General features: G+C 64.0%; 12 protein-coding genes. 7 read left to right on the top strand and 5 right to left on the bottom strand.

What is annotated here, in order from left to right; all coding sequences use genetic code 11:
* Window positions 1-10 precede the first annotated feature (10 nt).
* The 3 genes from L2I41_RS04315 to L2I41_RS04305 form a co-directional block, all read right to left on the bottom strand.
* Entirely contained in the window at window positions 11-1600 is a 1590-nt protein-coding gene (locus L2I41_RS04315) for a glycosyltransferase family protein (protein ID WP_237152279.1), read from the bottom strand.
* 59 nt (window positions 1601-1659) lie between these two features.
* Complete coding sequence (locus tag L2I41_RS04310) at window positions 1660-3189, bottom strand: glycosyltransferase family protein (RefSeq protein ID WP_237152278.1); 1530 nt, start codon at window positions 3187-3189, stop codon at window positions 1660-1662.
* A gap of 128 nt (window positions 3190-3317) precedes the next feature.
* Complete coding sequence (locus tag L2I41_RS04305) at window positions 3318-4475, bottom strand: OmpP1/FadL family transporter (RefSeq protein WP_237152277.1); 1158 nt, start codon at window positions 4473-4475, stop codon at window positions 3318-3320.
* 291 nt (window positions 4476-4766) lie between these two features.
* Here L2I41_RS04305 and L2I41_RS04300 point away from each other — a divergent pair, with 291 nt between their 5' ends.
* On the top strand, window positions 4767-5165 hold the full coding sequence (locus L2I41_RS04300) for a diacylglycerol kinase (RefSeq protein ID WP_237152276.1): 399 nt from the start codon (window positions 4767-4769) through the stop codon (window positions 5163-5165).
* Here the strand turns inward: L2I41_RS04300 and L2I41_RS04295 are convergent, their stop codons facing one another.
* Window positions 5166-5867, bottom strand: a complete 702-nt coding sequence (locus L2I41_RS04295; RefSeq protein ID WP_237152275.1) for a ribulose-phosphate 3-epimerase — start codon at window positions 5865-5867, stop codon at window positions 5166-5168.
* Window positions 5868-6125: 258 nt separating this feature from the next.
* Complete coding sequence (locus L2I41_RS04290) at window positions 6126-6644, bottom strand: hypothetical protein (RefSeq protein ID WP_313791128.1); 519 nt, start codon at window positions 6642-6644, stop codon at window positions 6126-6128.
* 265 nt (window positions 6645-6909) lie between these two features.
* Between L2I41_RS04290 and L2I41_RS04285 the strand changes: the two genes are divergently transcribed.
* From L2I41_RS04285 to hcp, 6 genes are all read left to right on the top strand, one after another.
* Window positions 6910-7623: a response regulator gene (locus L2I41_RS04285; protein ID WP_237152273.1), complete on the top strand. Its 714-nt coding sequence runs from the start codon at window positions 6910-6912 to the stop codon at window positions 7621-7623.
* On the top strand, window positions 7620-8939 hold the full coding sequence (locus tag L2I41_RS04280; protein ID WP_237152272.1) for an ATP-binding protein: 1320 nt from the start codon (window positions 7620-7622) through the stop codon (window positions 8937-8939). The genes L2I41_RS04285 and L2I41_RS04280 overlap by 4 nt, the downstream gene beginning before the upstream one ends.
* A 226-nt stretch (window positions 8940-9165) precedes the next feature.
* The gene (locus L2I41_RS04275; protein ID WP_237152271.1) at window positions 9166-10563 is read left to right on the top strand and encodes an ethanolamine ammonia-lyase subunit EutB; all 1398 of its coding nucleotides are present in this window, start codon (window positions 9166-9168) and stop codon (window positions 10561-10563) included.
* A complete protein-coding gene (eutC, locus tag L2I41_RS04270; protein WP_237152270.1) occupies window positions 10560-11303 on the top strand; it encodes an ethanolamine ammonia-lyase subunit EutC in 744 nt (247 codons plus the stop codon). The genes L2I41_RS04275 and eutC overlap by 4 nt, the downstream gene beginning before the upstream one ends.
* A gap of 301 nt (window positions 11304-11604) precedes the next feature.
* A complete protein-coding gene (locus tag L2I41_RS04265) occupies window positions 11605-13764 on the top strand; it encodes an EAL domain-containing protein (RefSeq protein ID WP_237152269.1) in 2160 nt (719 codons plus the stop codon).
* A gap of 113 nt (window positions 13765-13877) precedes the next feature.
* Window positions 13878-15464, top strand: coding sequence for a hydroxylamine reductase (gene hcp, locus L2I41_RS04260; RefSeq protein WP_237152268.1), 1587 nt, complete (start codon window positions 13878-13880; stop codon window positions 15462-15464).
* Window positions 15465-15488: the final 24 nt, after the last annotated feature.

Genomic DNA, 15488 nt, shown 5'->3' with positions numbered 1-15488 from the left:
CCGGAGCGGATCAATCCCACCAGGCGTCGTGGATGCCCTTGTCCCAGGAGAAGGTGAGCGGCAAGCTGCGGTCGATCGGCGGCAGCGGGGCGGCGGGATCGATTTCGTCGCGATGGCGCAGTTCGACAAGACCATAGGTGCCAACCGGGCTGAAGCCTGGAAGCGGCGGGGCGCCGACGGGCAGGAAGACATGCGAGATGCCGGCCGGGATCTCCGCCGAGGATGCAGGCAGGCGACGGACGAACTGCACCGGCACGTCCTCATGCAGCCAATAGCAGCCGGGGAACCAGAAATAATCAATGCCATAGCTTGCCACCGCGCGGACGTCCGGTTCGCGGCGCAGTGCCAGGACGGCCGTGCGGTAATCGCTGGAGATGGAAGCGGTGTTGCCCGGATCGCGCCAGAGCAGCACGAAGCTCTTGAGGCTGGTGGCAACCAGCAGGGCGATGACGACGCCAGCCAGGAGGCGACCTTCACGCCCCTTGTCCAGAGCGCTTTCCGACCTGACGGCATCATCAGGTCGACTGGAAATCGCTCCAGGTTCAATGGCTTGAGCAGCCGCCTTTCGATCATGCTGTTTTGACATGATCAGCGGATGCTGCAGGCGACCGGCGAGAAACACCCCGAGAGCGGCCATGATGGGGCCGTGGATGGCGAAGATGAAACGCGGTTCCTTGTGGCCGATCAGCGAATGAACCGCGACGATCACCAGCACGGGGACCAACAGCCAACCGGTGCGCCGCCAGTCAAGCGCCGCGAATAGCGCGAGGATGGCCCCGACAGCGAAGACCTGCAGATAGAAGTACACCGGCATCACGCCGAAGAAGGCGGCGACGTCGTGACCGATGTTGGCCCTGACGCCATTGACGTAGGAAAGGAAGGGCGCGCCCCAGGTCAGCCAGTCGACGACGCCAAAGATGGAGAAGGCGAAGGCCCCGGCGGCGAGAAAGACCGCAAGATCGGGCCAGCGGCGGTCACGTCGCAGCCAGGCGATTGCCGCGAGAACCACGAGCGCCGGGCCATAGTGGATGCGCAAGCCGGCGACGATGCCGGCCAGCAGTCCGGACCACAGGGCGGAGCGGCGATCAGCCCCCAGGCTGGCGGCCAATGCGGCGGCGAAGGCGTAGCCGGCGACAATCTCCGGCGTGATCTTCTGTGCGGCGGCGATGCATGGGGTATAGACCGCGACGGCCAGGGCAGCGATCAGCCCGGCACGCTCGCCGCCGAGCCTGCGGGCGGCGCGGCGGCTCGCCTCGATCAGGGTGAGCGAGAGCAGGATCGCAAGCCCGGTGACGGCGGGGCCGTAGAGCTCCGGCCGGTCAAAGCCCAGGGCCGCGAGCCCCTTGAGCACACCGCCCATCAGACCGGGCAGCAGCCAGGAGCGGATGCCGACCTGGAACTCCCAAGGCTGGTAGCCGTAGCCGAAGACCAGGCGGTGCGCCTGTTCGAGCATCTGATAGATGTCGTCGGGATAGAAGCTGTCGTCCGGCAAGCCGGCGCGGAGGAGCCGCAGGGCGACGGCCAGAGCGTAGACGGCGCCAAGCGCGAGCCACATGTGCCGGCCAGCCGGAGATGGGAGTTGGTCGGCACGAAGGGTCAAGCGCCTGTCCTCACTGACTGCGTTTGCATGGGCTGGCTGCCCTCGATCGCGGCCACACCTCAGTCCTGCCAGACCTCATGCAAGCCACGGTCCCACGAGAAGTCCAAGGGGATAGCCGTCGAGGGACCGGAAGCCAAGGCCTGCCTGGGATGATCCACGCGCCAGAGGCTGACCGTGCCGTAGGTGTTCATGAAGGTGAAGCCTGCCGGAACCGGATTGCGGAAGTCGACGACCACGTAATCGATCCCCGGATCGACCTGATCCACAGATGTCAGCGGCTTCTTGTGGAAGGTGACGGGGATGGGCATGTGCAGGCGATAATAGCCGGGGAACCATCCCCAGTGCACGGTTAAGACCGACAGGCCGGCCGGCGACGGCTGGCGGCGCACCTCGGCAACGGCGGCACCGATGTCCCGGCCCAGTACCGCGTGATAGGGGGGATCGAGCGCCATCACCACGAGACCACGGATTGCGTAGATGACGATGCACAGAGCGACGGCGACCAGCGGCAAGCGGGACGGTCTGGGCGCGGTGGCACGACCGGCCACGAAGACCGCCAAGGCGACCAGCGTCGGTTCGTGCATGCCGAACACGAAGCGAGGCTCCTTGTGGGCAAGGAGGGTGTGCGGCAGCAGGATCAGCAGTGCCACCAGAAGCGCAGGCCAGGTGCGCCGGAAATCGAAAGCCGCCAGGATCAGGGCAAGCGAACCGAAGCCGAAGGTGGTCAGATAGTCGCTCCAGGGCTGGACGCTGATGGACGCAGCTACGCCCTTGCCGACATTGGCCCAGACAGCGAAGATATAGGACTGGAACGGTAGCCCCCAGGTGATCCAGTCGAGGATGCCGAAGGCAAGAAAGGTCGCAGCAGCTGCCACGATCAGCCTGAGAGTCTCGCCGACATTGCGGTTGCGGTAGAGGTAGGCGGTGATGACCAATCCGACGAGAGCCGGCGCGTAATGGACGCGCAAACCGGCGGTGAGGCCGATCATCACGCCGGCAAGCCAGGCGGACCGGCTACCTGAACCGAGAGAGAAGCAGAGCGCCCAGGCCAGCGCATATCCGGCCATGACTTCCGGCGTCATCTTCAGGGCCGCCGCGGCGCTTGCCGTGTAGAAGGCGACCGAAAAGGCCGCGAACAATCCGGCCAGAGGCCCACCCAGGCGGTCTGCCGTGCGGCGCGCCGCTTCCACCAGCGTCATCGAGAAGGCGAAGGACAGAAAGCCCACGACGGGGACATAGACCTCGGGCGTGCCCAAGTGAAGATAGTCGAGCCCCTTGAGGATGAGCCCGAGCATGCCGGGCAGCAGCCAGCTGCGCAGACCGATCTGGAACTCCCAGGGGACGAAACCGTAGCCGAACGCGAAACGGTGCGCCTGTTCCAGCAACTGAAAGACTTCGTCGGGATAAAATGTATCGTCCGACGTGATCACCATGCGGGTCACCCGCAGGATTGCCGCCAGAATGAGGATGACGAGATAAGCTGTCACATAGCGGCGATCGAGACGGCCGGTGGACGCGCCTGATGGCGCGGTCGCTGGCTGAACGGCAATGGGAGTCGAAGGCTCCAGTGCGACTTCTGCAGTATTCATTGGGGCCTCTTACGGAGCGAAGGCGCACCAACACATAAACTGAAAGCTGCAAGACTTGGTAAATGCAGGCAGTATTCAGCGGAACCCGCACTTGAGTGCGGCGGGAAGCGCGGGACGCCCCCCCGCCCTCAGAAGTGCGCCTTCAGCCCGACCTGGGCCGACAGGAGGTAGTTATTGTCCCAGCTGGCCGAATAGTCCTTTTTCGGATCGATGGCCGTCATGGATCCGGCGGTGAGCAGCGTGGCGCCGACGCCGACGGTGAGGTCGATGTTCTTGGACAGGGCGTATTTCAGCCCGGTGGTCAGGGTCCAGGTGTCGGGAAATTCGTTGTAGCCGGTGGAGACGCCCTGGTTCCAGGTGAGGCCGACGCCACCGGAGAGATCGTCGGTGAACTTGTGGGCGAGGCCGAGGTTGACCGTCCAGCTGTCGCGGAAACGCTGGTGGAGCGTGGTGAGGGGCGTGCCGGAGGGCGTTGCGGTGATGCCGATGTCTTGCCAGGTGCTCCAGTCCTGCCACTTCACCGCGCCAGACAACAGCCAGCCCTGGGCAATGCCGGTCTGCGCGCGCAGCTCGACGGCCTGTGGCAGGTAGACCCGATCCGCCTTCACGTTGACTGACGGCACAAAGCCAAAGCCGGTCCAAAGATTGGTGACCGTTCCGGTGGCATCGAGCGAGACGTCGGAATAATACATCAGCGACGCGCGGAAGGCCGTATCGGGAAGCTCGTAAGCCACGCCGCCGCGCCAGCCGGCCCCGGACGCGGAGACGTCAAGCTTGGTCAGAATCGGGTTGATCTGCGCGAAGTCGGGATTTCGGGTCTGGTCGTAGGCACCCCAGTCGTAGTTCATGCCCCCGATGAGGCGAAACGCGCCCGCGCCCATTGAAAGGGCATAGGAACAGGTCAGGGAGACCTCGTCGACGGTCAGGCTCTTGTCGACGGTCGTAAAGCTTCCCATCCAGTCATAGTCATGCTGCATCGACGACTTGAACGGCTGGGTGTAGGTGCCAAGGCAATCCACCGGACCGTGGCCGATCTTCATGTCGACGCGCGGCACGTAAAGCGAAATGTGCCCTGTGCCGGAGCCTCCGCCGGCGGATGGTGCAGCTGGCTTGAAGCTCGAATAGTGGAAGCGCCCGCCGACGACGGTGTTGGTCTGGTTGAAGACATAGTCGCTTTCGTCAAACAGCAGATCGATGTTCTGCTGTCCGGTGTCAAAGCCGCCGGCATGTGCCCCGGTCGCACCACACAGAAGAGCTGCCCACAGTGTCGTCGCAAATCCACGCATTCGTTTTCCCCGCCCCAAGGGGAGAAACTTGCTAAAGTTCCGTGTGAAACACAAGCTTTGGTATGGGCATGCTCAAGAAATGTCTTGCCAATGCCCCTGTTCTCAACAACTTGCGGGGTACTGCACCCCTGTCCTCCAGATAGTGTCCGGCGGCCGTGCGCCGGATATGATGGAGGAGAATCAGACGGCCAAGCCCGGGCTCACGCCGATCAGGTCACATCAGCCTGATGGACGAGCGGCGGCTTGTGGCTCCGGTGGTACACTCGGGCAGGCAGGGACTTGGAGGTCCAATTGGCAGACGTCAGATCCATCTGCGCCATCGGCGCAAGGGGACAATTGGGATTGCATGGCGTGTTGCCATGGGAAGGCAACACTGGCCGCGAGTTTGTGGCGGACGTCGAACGCTTCTTCGACATCACGCGCGGCCATGTGCTGATTGCCGGGCCGAAGACCATCGGCGCCATTCCCGACTTTGCGCGGGGCGACCGGACGCTGTTCGTCATCCGCTCGCACATGGACCCGGAATGGGTGTTGAGCCAGTTTGCCGACCGCGTTGTCTACGTGGGCGGCGGGCCGGCGGTGTGGGATGTCTATGCCAGGTTCATCCGGCATTGGGACATCAACCGCCTGCCCTATGACGGCGATGCGGATCGCTGGTTCAATCCGCAATGGCTGGTAGCCGGCCGCTGATCAGTGGCCCTTGATCCAGGCCAGACGCTCGCCGAGGTCAGGCGCATCGAAGGCGAGGCTGCCGACGACCATGGCATCGGCGCCCGCCTTGCGCAGCGGCTTGATCGAGGCCTCGTCGATGCCGCCGTCGGCCAGCAGCACGATGCGGTGATCAACGCGGGCCGCCTTGATATAGGTGCGCGCTTCGGTGAGGCGGAGGGCGGCGTGCGGCGACAGGGGCTCGCCCTTGAGGCCGGCCGTGGTGCCCATCAGCGTGACGAAGCCGACGCGCGGCAGATGGCGCACGATCTTGGCGACAGGCGTATCGGCCTTCAGCACGATGCCGGGGATCAGGCCGAGTTCGCGGATGCGACCGAGGGCGCCATCGGCGACCATGGTGTTCTCTGCGTGGATGGAGATGACGTCGGCACCAGCCTCGGCGAACTGGTTGATCTGGGGGATCAACGCCGATTCGGTGACCATCAGGTGGACGTGGATCGGACAGGCCGTGACCGAGCGGATGCGCGCCACCAGATCGGGAAAGAACAGCAGCGACGGCGAGAAATGACCGTCGGAGACGTCGATGTGCAGCAGGTCGGCGTGGGATTCGGCGCGGGCAATATCGCTGCCAAGGTTGATCAGATCAGCCGACCAGAGAGCCAACTCGGCGATCAGGCGATCGGTCGGCAGGGCCTCGGTCCATCCGGCTGCGGGGCGTGACATCAGACATTCCTCCTGTTTCGGCGAGCCTCGCCGTGCGGGCTTGCCGATGCCTCGCGATGACGCGGAGCACGGATCCCATAGAGGCCGTCTTTCCATCTGAAATCAATGGCCAAATTCAGGACGCCGGGCTGCGTGCCAGGATTTTTTTTTGGCTTGGCTGACGTTCGACCGAACGCCCCCGATGTGCAGCCAGACAAAAACGCCGCCTCGGCACTGGGGACCGAAGCGGCGTTTGCTGGACTTTGGCCTAAAGGCCGATCAGGCCAAGTGATTGAGCACGTAGCCTTGCGTATAGGACGAGGCCGACGCGCCGCTGGCGCCATAGGACGAGCCGGAGCTCAGGGCTTCCTGCAGCTGCTTGAGAAGATCGCCCAGGTTGGTCGTCGATCCGGAGGTGGAGGACGTGGTCGATGTGGTCGACGCAGTCGAACCGTCACTGTCTCCGTCGCTGTCCGACGGCGGAGGTCCCGGCGGGGGCGGCGGCATGGCGCCGGCGGACTGAGTGCCATCCGTCTTGCCGGAGAAGGCACTGGAGAAGACGGACGACAGTTCCTTGGCCTGGTCGGAGGTCAGGCTGCCGGCATCGACTTGCTGCTGGATCAGGCCGCTGATCTTGGATTGCATCTCGTCGGGAGACGGAGGAGCGCTGCCGGAGTTCGACGAGGCGCTGCTCTTCAGCGCGCTGTCGATGGTGTCCAGCGCCGAGGACAGGGCCGTTTCATCGGTGGAGCTGATCGTGCCCGACTTGATCTGGGATTGAAGTGTGGTCTGAAGCAAATCGCGGGGCGATTTGTGACTGTGGGATGATGTGGTAGAGGATATCGAGGTCATTTATGCCTGCCTCACTTGTGATTTTACTTCGCTACTCGATACATGAGCCCAGCAAGCGCCCCGAAGGTTAACAGATGGTAACCGTGATAAACTCAAGGGTATCGCGACATTTCAAGCCTCCCATCTGGAAACAGTCGGATACAATTTAGATGTTGGCGGCCCGGGAAGCGGTGATATTCCTGCGTCAACAGTTCCAGCCGCACTTGGTCACATGCAGCCTCATATCCTCCTTGTCGAAGACGATAACGACATCAACAGTCTGGTCGCCCGCTATCTCCGGGCCAATGATTGCCGCGTCTCGGTGGCGCGCGAAGGACGCGAGATGGACAAGATCCTGTCCACCTCGCGCATTGACCTGATTGTGCTCGACATCATGCTCCCGGGCGAAGACGGACTCAGCATCTGCCGGCGGCTGCGGTCGTCGTCGACCATTCCCATCATCATCGTGTCGGCGCGCGGCGAGGAGATCGACCGGGTGGTGGGCCTCGAGATCGGAGCTGACGACTATCTGGCCAAGCCCTTCAGTGCCCGCGAACTTTTGGCCCGCATCCGCGCCATCCTGCGCCGCAGCACGGTCAACGCGTTGCGGGTCAGCAAGGTCGACGCGACGACGCTGTCCTTCGCCGGCTGGACGGTGGATCTCAAGGCGCGCAGCCTCACCTCGCCCGCCGCAACGCAGGTGACGCTGACCGGCGCCGAGTTCGATCTGCTCGTCACCTTTGCCGAACGGCCGGGCCTGACGCTCAGCCGCGACCAGTTGCTCGACCTGACGCAGGGGCGCGTTGCTGCGCCATTCGAGCGCAGCATCGACATTCTTGTGAGCCGCCTGCGCCGCAAGCTTGACGTGGACGATGGCAAGACGGAGTTCATACGGACCATCCGTTCGGAAGGCTACCTGTTCACGCCTGAGGTCGAGCTGACATGATCATCAAGGGATTGCGCCTGGTTTCCGATACTGTTGCCGGCCAGGTCATTTCCCTTCTCGTGTTGGCCATCATCCTGCTGCACACGGCGCTGACGCTGTTCTTCCTGTGGGATGACGCGCACGGCACGATGCCACTGTCTCCGGCGGAAATCGACGGTCAGGTGGCGGCGCTGGTGCATCTCTATGTCGCCGCACCTCCGGAAGAACGGGCGCACCTTCTGGACCAGATCAACGACGTGGTCCCTGCGATCGCCAGCGCCAGCGGCCCGCTGCCGGCGGACGCAACGCCGATCGACGGTTACCCGCTGCAGCGCGTCCTCGGCCCCGACATCAGGCTCTATGGCGTCAACGCCCCCGCCGGCGTGAAGCCGGCGCGGCACATGATTGCCGCCCTGCCCGACGGCAGTCTTCTGACCATCGACTTTCCGCATGGCCTGCGCGAACCCTTCCTGGGACCGACCACCATCACGCTGGGCTTTCTGGTGATCGCCACCACCTTCGTGGTCGGCTGGGCAATCATCGTGATCACCGGACCGCTCCGGCGCTTCGTGTCGGTGATCGAGGGCATTCGCGACCTGCAGAGCGGCGCCGACATCCGCGAGGACGGACCACGCGAGATCCGCGCCGCCATCGCCGCCTTCAACCGCATGCGCGGCCGTATCGGCAAGCTGATGGGCGAGAAGACGCAAATGCTGGCGGCGGTCAGCCATGACCTCAGGACACCGATCACCCGGCTACGGCTCCGCGCCGAGTTCATCGAGGACGACAGCATTCGCGAGCCCATGCTCGCCGATCTCGACCACATGGCAGCCCTGGTGCAGGCGGCGCTGACGCATCTGAGCGGTGCCAGCAGCACCGAACCCTTCGCCCGGGCCGACCTGCCGTCACTGCTGCAGACCATCGCCGATCAGTTTGCCGACTGCGGATATGCCGTGAGCTACGAGGGGCCGGAGAAGCTGCCGGCGAAGGTGCGCCTGCGCGACCTGCAGCGCGCCGTGACCAATCTGGTGGACAATGGCATCCGCCATGGCACCGTGGTGACAATCCGCCTCGAAGCGCCGCGAGCGGGCGAAGTGAACATCGTTGTCGAAGACAACGGGCCCGGCATTCCCGCCGAGCAGCGCGCCCGCCTGATGGAACCCTTCGAGCGCGGTGACAGCGCGCGCACCTCGGCATCCAATACCGGCTTCGGCCTGGGCCTCACCATTGCCCGCGACGTCTGCCATGCCCATGGTGGCGAGCTCATTCTCGGCGACGCCACCCCGCAGGGACTGATGGCGACCATGCGCCTGCGCCCGGTGACGGGCAGCAAGTGAACGGGGACGGACATTCCGGTGAACATAGTTTGAGCAGATCGGCACGCTGCAGAGCCCATCGGACCGGTCCAGCGCGACATATCCGACGAATTCACTGCATTCTCGCGCCATCGCCCCGACATTTCCGGCATCATTGCCGATCAGCGGGGACAATGCCAAAGACATCGGCATCATTGCCCAGAAAACCGGCTTGGATGAATTGTGGGCACGGCCTATTTAGTGTTTCATGTCCAGTTATTCGATCCTTCTCAGCCAGGAGCGTCACGTCTTCGCCGATCTCAAGGCGGTGATGGCGGCCGCCTCTCCTCCCAAGTCCGGCGACATGCTGGCTGGCATCGGCGCGGAGACCAACGAGCGGCGGGTGGCGGCGCGCTATGTTCTGGCCGACATCCCGCTCAAGACCTTTCTTGAAGATCTGCTGATCCCCTATGAGCAGGACGAGGTGACGCGCCTGATCGTCGACAGTCACGACGCCGCCGCCTTTGCGCCGGTGGCGCACATGACGGTGGGCGCCTTCCGCGACTGGCTGCTGTCCTACGAAGCGACGCCGGAAGTGCTGACGGCCCTTGCCCCGGGGCTGACGCCGGAGATGGTGGCTGCCGTCTCCAAGATCATGCGCAATCACGACCTGATTGCCGTGGCTTCCAAGTGCCGCGTGGTCACAGGCTTCCGGTCGACCATCGGCCTGCCCGGCCGGCTGTCGAGCCGGCTGCAGCCCAACCACCCCACCGACGATCCCGAGGGCGTCGCCGGCTCGACACTGGACGGCCTGCTCTATGGCGTCGGCGACGCGGTGATCGGCATCAACCCGGCCACGGACAATCTCGAAGCCTGCATGCGGTTGATGGAGCTGTTCGATCGCCTGCGCCAGCGCTTCGACATTCCGACGCAGTCCTGCGTGCTCACCCATGTGACCACGTCGATCAAGGCCATCGAGGCGGGGGCGCCGCTCGATCTGGTGTTTCAGTCGATTGCCGGCACGGAAGCGGCCAACCGCGGCTTCGGCGTCGACCTTGCCGTACTCGACGAGGGTCGGCAGGCGGCGCTGTCGCTCAATCGCGGCACGGTCGGCAACAATGTGATGTATCTGGAGACCGGCCAGGGTTCGGCCCTGTCGGCGGATGCCCATCACGGCGTCGACGAACAGACGATCGAAGCGCGCGCCTATGCGGTGGCGCGCCATTTAAAGCCGCTTCTGGTCAACACCGTGGTCGGCTTCATCGGCCCGGAATATCTCTATGATTCCAAGCAGATCATCCGGGCTGGCCTTGAGGATCACTTCTGCGGCAAGCTGCTGGGCGTGCCGATGGGCGTCGACGTCTGCTACACCAATCACGCCGAGGCCGACCAGGACGACATGGACACGCTGATGTTCCTGCTGGGCAACGCCGGCGTCAACTTCCTGATCGCCGTGCCGGGCGCCGACGACGTGATGCTCAACTACCAGAGCCTTGCCTATCACGACATCGTCAGCCTGCGTCACCACTTCAACCGACCACCCGCCCCCGAATTTGAAGCCTGGCTGAAGCGCATGGACATGCTGGACGGCAAGGGGCGCCTTGCCCCGACCTCGCATGGCGCCGGCTTTTCCCGCAAACTCCTGGACTACAGGGCCTCCGCATGAGCAACGCCGTCGATTTCGATCCCTTCGCCCGCTTTCGCGCTGTGACGCGGGCCCGCATCGGCCTCGGACGCGTGGGCGACGGCTTGCCGACCCGGGCTGTGCTCGACTTCCAGCTGTCGCATGCGCGGGCCCGTGACGCGGTGCATGGGCAAGCGGACTTCGCCGCCCTGCGCAAGCGTCTGGCACCGCTCGGTGTACTGCACGTCCGATCGCGGGCGCGCGATCGGTCCACCTATCTGACCCGTCCCGACCTCGGTCGGCGCGTGCATCCCGACGATCTCGCCACGATCGAGGCCGGCGCCCATGACGTGGCCTTCGTGATTGCCGACGGACTGTCGGCCGCGGCGGTGGACAAGCAGGCCGAAGGCGTTCTCAAGGCGTGCCTCAAGCGCCTCGGCGACCTTCAAATTGCTCCGATCGTGCTTGGAGAACAGGCCCGTGTTGCCTTTGGCGACGAGGCGGGCGCGGCGCTTGGCGCACGCATCGTGGTGGTGCTGATCGGCGAACGACCGGGCCTCAGCGTACCGGACAGCCTCGGGGCCTATATCACCTTTGCCCCGGAAGTGGGGCGGCGCGACAGCGAGCGGAACTGCGTGTCGAATATTCATGCCGACGGTCTCAGCCACGAGGCCGCCGCCGACAAGATCGCCTGGCTGGTGCGGCAGGCACTGCATCTTGGGCTGACCGGCGTCGACCTCAAGGAAGATGCCGGCGCAAATGGTTTGATCGGCGGCGCCTGAAATCGGGCGCTCCTGGTGCAAGGCTCTTCAGCGCCACGCAAGGCGGCGCGAAGGCCGAACACAAGTCAGCTGCAGGCTGTTGCAGCACCGGATTATTGCCTCCCGCGTTTGCCTTTTCGAAAGCATGACCTCAAATAGCAATCGCAATATGTATCGTGACGACATCCGTTCACCTCAAATTATTTCCATTTCCATATCCGTAGCCTGACACAAGAAGACGTCAGCGAAGGCTATGCAGGATATCGGAGCAGACATCACGGAATGTGACCTGTCGCGAGACGGAGTCATCACGGGAAGATGGGTGAGCAAGCCCAAGTCACAGCCGGATTCCGCGGCGTCGGTGGACATGCTGTCCAGCCAGTTCGTGATCGGAACGCTGCTGATCCTGCTGCTGGGCAACCTGATCCTGGCACTCCTGCTGCCCGATATGCTCGAGAAGACCACGCTTCAGGCGGTCGAGCGTTCGAACCTGCAGGTGGCCGATCAGGTCAAGCTGACGCGCAAGTACTATTCCGAAAATGTGGTGGCGCGCATTCGCAAGGCTGGCGGGCCGATCACGGCAGACTGGGACTGGCGCAACAATCCCAATCACATTCCGCTGCCGGCCACCATGACGCTGGACCTCGGTGACCTCATGAAGTCGGCCGACACGCGGGTCGAGCTCTATAGCCCCTACCCGTGGCCGTCGCGTGCGACCCGCAAGATGGATGATTTCCAGTCCTCGGCCTGGGTGACGTTCCAGTCCGATCCCTTTGCGGTGGTGCAGCGCAGGGACGTGATCCACGGCAAGCGGGTCTTGCGCGTTGCCGTCGCCGACCGGCTGGTGTCGGAGGCTTGCGTCTCCTGCCACGACACGGACGTCAACTCGCCCAAGAAGGACTGGAAGCTCAACGACGTGCGGGCGGTGATGGAAGTCACCAAGGTGGTGGAACCGGACCTGGCCGCGGCCGAATTGCTCGGACACCATATTCTGCTCGGCACCTCGATCGCCTCGCTCATCGTGGCGCTGGCGCTGATGCTGATCAAGACGCAAGCGCAGATGCGAGCCCGCGAGCGCGACCAGATGTTCGCGCGCGTCACCGAAATGGCCTATATCGACACGCTCTCGGGCGTCGCCAATCGCGGGCGATTCATGGAGCTGGCGGGCGAACGCCTTGCCAAGGCCGAAACCAGTTTCGTCGCCCTGATCGACATCGATCACTTCAAGGACATCAACGACGACTTCGGACATGCCGCCGGCGACGAAGTGATCGTCGAGATCGGCCGTCGCCTCACCACCTTTGCCGGTCAGGGCATGACCGTTGGCCGCTTTGGCGGCGATGAGTTCATCCTGGCAGGTGCCATCCAGACCGGAGGCGCCACGCCACTCGACATTGCCAGGGATATCGTGGACCTGATCCACGAACCCATGCGTTACCGCGGCATTCTGCTGGACCTTTCGGCGAGCATCGGCTGCGCCGACAATGGCAGGGGCTTCAAGACGCTGCCGCAGATGATCGTCGATGCCGACGATGCGCTCTATCGGGCCAAGAATGCCGGCCGCAACCGCGCGGTCCAGTTCGATGAGGCCATCCATGACCAGCGGACACGGCGGCGGCGGATCGAAAAGCTCCTGCAGCAGGCGGTGACCGACGAGAGTTTCGAACTGCACTTCCAGCCGGTGCTGGATATCGGCTCGCGGCGGATCGTCGGAATGGAGGCGTTGCTGCGCCTGCGTGAGCCGGGCGGCAGCTACATACCGCCATCGGAGTTCATCCCGATCGCCGAGGACATGCGCCTGATCGTCGACATCGGCGCCCAGGTGATCCGCAACTCCTTGCGCATCGGCAAGAACTGGCCGGCCCCTGTCACCATCGCCATCAACCTGTCGCCGGGACAGTTCCTGACGCGCAGCTCCGACGGGCGCAATCTCGTGGAGACCATCCAGGCGGCCATTGACGAGACTGGCGTGCTGCCGATCCGCATCGTGCTCGAGGTGACCGAGAGCGTGCTGCTGGCCGACAGTGACGCGGTGATCAGCCAGCTGGAGTCGCTCAAGAGCATGGGCATCCGCATTGCGCTCGACGATTTCGGTTCGGGCTACTCCAGCCTCGGCTATCTTTGGAAGTTCGGCTTCGACGTGCTGAAGATCGACCAGTCCTTTGCCAAGGGCGTCCAGTCCAATCCGCAGCAGCTGGAGGAGATCGTCCGGTCGATCGTGTCGCTGTCGCATACGCTGGGGATGGTGGTGATCGCCGAGGGTATCGAGACCGATGGCGAGCGCGAGTTCTTCACCAATCTGGGATGCGATGGCTTGCAGGGCTATCTGATCGGCCGGCCGATGGCCACGGACCGCATCGCGCCCGTCCTGCTGCGAAACCTGAAGGAGGTTGCCGATGGTGCCGCACAGCGGCAGCTGGATTTCGGTCTCGAGGAATCGATCTACGCCTGGCGGCTGCGCCTAAGCAATCGCCACAACTGATCCCGGCGGTACAATTCCGTTGAACCTTGTGCCCGGACAACGTTCGGATTTCGCCTCGCTTCTAGTCTCCGCCGCATGAGCCCGGCTACGGGGCCTGACGACGGAGAAATCAGATGTTTTGCTACCAGTGTGAACAGACTTCGCGGGGAACCGGCTGCGTCAAGGTGGGCGCTTGCGGCAAGTCGCCGGAAGTGGCCGACCTGCAGGACGTGCTGGTGCACGCGGCCAAGCGCCTCGCCAGCCGCTATGCCGGCGTCGACGCCGCCGCAAGGCCGGCCGAACTGGCCGAACTCCTGGAAGACGCCCTGTTTGTCACTGTCACGAATGTGAACTTCGACGCTGACGCCGTGGTCGCACAGATCCGCAAGGTGGTGGCCGCCACCGGTGCCGCCGCTGCCGGTGTCGCCGCTGAAGCCGATCAGGCCGCGCTGGTCGCCTGGGCCGGTCCGTCGCAAATCCTGCCGCGCAAGGAGACCCTTGGCGAGGACGTCACGGGCCTGCAGGAACTGCTGCTTTATGGCCTCAAGGGCATGGCCGCCTATGCCCATCATGCCCGCCAGATGCATCGCGCCGACCCGGTCGTAGACGCTTTCACGGTGGAAGCGCTGGCCAAGCTCGACGCCAATGTCTCCGACATCAACGAACTGATCGGCCTCAATCTCAAGTGCGGCGAAGTCACCGTCAACGTTCTCGCCCTGCTGGACAAGGCACATACGGACACCTTCGGCAAGCCGGAACCGACCCCGGTCCTGATGGGCCACGTGCCGGGCAAGGCCATCCTCGTCTCCGGCCACGACCTCGTCGACCTCAAGGCGCTGCTCGAACAGACCGAAGGCAAGGGCATCAACATCTACACCCATGGCGAGATGCTGCCGGCGCATGGCTATCCCGAACTCAAGAAGTTCAAGCATCTGGTCGGCCATTTCGGCGGCGCCTGGATGCTGCAGCAGCGGGAGTTCCCCAACTTCCCCGGCGCCATCCTGATGACCACCAACTGCCTGATGAGCCCGTTCGAGACCTATGAGGGGCGCCTGTTCACCCGCAATCTCGTGGGCTGGCCCGGCATCAGCCATATCGAAGGCCGCGACTTCTCGGCCGTGATCGCCTCGGCGCTCGCCGCTCCGGGCTTCACCGACAGCGCCAAGACGGGCGAGCACCTGGTGGGCTTCGGCCACGACGCGGTGCTCGGCGTCGCCGACAAGGTGATCGATGCCGTCAAGTCCGGCGAGATCAAGCACTTCGCCCTGATCGGCGGCTGCGACGGTTCGGAAGGCGAGCGGTCCTACTATACCGATCTGGCCACCACGATCCCCAAGGACTGGGTGATCCTGACGCTGGGCTGCGGCAAATATCGCGTACTCGGCCATGATTACGGCACCGTCGCCGGCCTGCCGCGCCTGCTCGACATGGGCCAGTGCAACGACAGCTTCTCCGCCGTCAAGGTGGCGATGGCCCTGGCAGACGCCTTCAACTGCGGCCTCAACGACCTGCCGCTCTCCATCGTGCTCTCGTGGTTCGAGCAGAAGGCGGTCTGCGTGCTGCTGGCGCTCTTGCACCTCGGCGTCAAGAACATCCGCATCGGGCCGAAGCTGCCCGCCTTCGTGTCGTCCAACGTGCTGAAGGTGCTGGTGGATACCTTCAACCTGATGCCGGTCGGCGACGTCGACGAGGACATCAAGGCCATGAGCAAGGCGGCCTGATCCGGTAGATCTGACGAACAAATC

It is taken from the genome of Oryzibacter oryziterrae, from assembly GCF_021864535.1.
In the GTDB taxonomy this organism is placed as follows: domain Bacteria; phylum Pseudomonadota; class Alphaproteobacteria; order Rhizobiales; family Pleomorphomonadaceae; genus Pleomorphomonas; species Pleomorphomonas oryziterrae.
This window is presented reverse-complemented; position numbering and strand designations above follow the sequence as displayed.